This window comes from Mesorhizobium sp. M4A.F.Ca.ET.050.02.1.1 (assembly GCF_003997725.1).
In the GTDB taxonomy this organism is placed as follows: domain Bacteria; phylum Pseudomonadota; class Alphaproteobacteria; order Rhizobiales; family Rhizobiaceae; genus Mesorhizobium.
The window spans coordinates 1-553 of the sequence record NZ_RZSG01001453.1 but is presented as its reverse complement, the minus strand read 5'-3'; the positions used below and the strand labels follow the sequence as shown (position 1 = coordinate 553).

The 553-nt window shown below is 64.2% G+C and carries 1 protein-coding gene; it reads right to left on the bottom strand.

Annotation, left to right across the window (positions count from 1 at the left end):
- Positions 1–536 (bottom strand): cobalamin biosynthesis protein CobW (gene cobW / locus EOA33_RS38090; RefSeq protein WP_127407867.1); only part of this gene is annotated, 536 nt, incomplete at its 3' end.
- Positions 537–553 lie beyond the last annotated feature (17 nt).

The following is a 553-nucleotide window of genomic DNA, read 5'->3' as shown; positions in this document are numbered from 1 at the left end:
GCGCAGGCGACCTGATCTTCGAACACTTCCTCGACCGGATCGTCGTGGTCGAGCGTCTCGTCTTGCGCGCGCTGCGCCTGCAGGGCGTCCATGTCGTTGGCGACGCGGCCTTCGGCCAGTGCCGGGCCATCGACCACGGCGATGACGCCATCGACGGTCACGCGGCTCTTCACGCTCGGCCACTGGAAGGCCTGGACCAGCGGCTTGGGCAGAGCGAGGCCGGAGGTTTCAATCAGGATGTGGTCGACCTTCGGCGTCAGCGACAGGATCTGGTCGAGCGCCGGCACGAAATCGTCGGCGACGGTGCAGCAGATGCAGCCATTGGCCAGTTCGACGATGTTCTCCTCCGGACAGGTGTCAATGCCGCAGCCCTTCAGGATCTCGCCGTCAATGCCGATATCGCCAAACTCGTTCACAATGATCGCAATACGCTTGCCGCCGGCGTTTTCCAGGAGGTGGCGGACCAGTGTCGTCTTGCCGGCGCCGAGGAAGCCGGTGACGACGGTGCAGGGAACACGTGAGACGGAAGCGGTCATGGTCAGTCCTTCAGCAG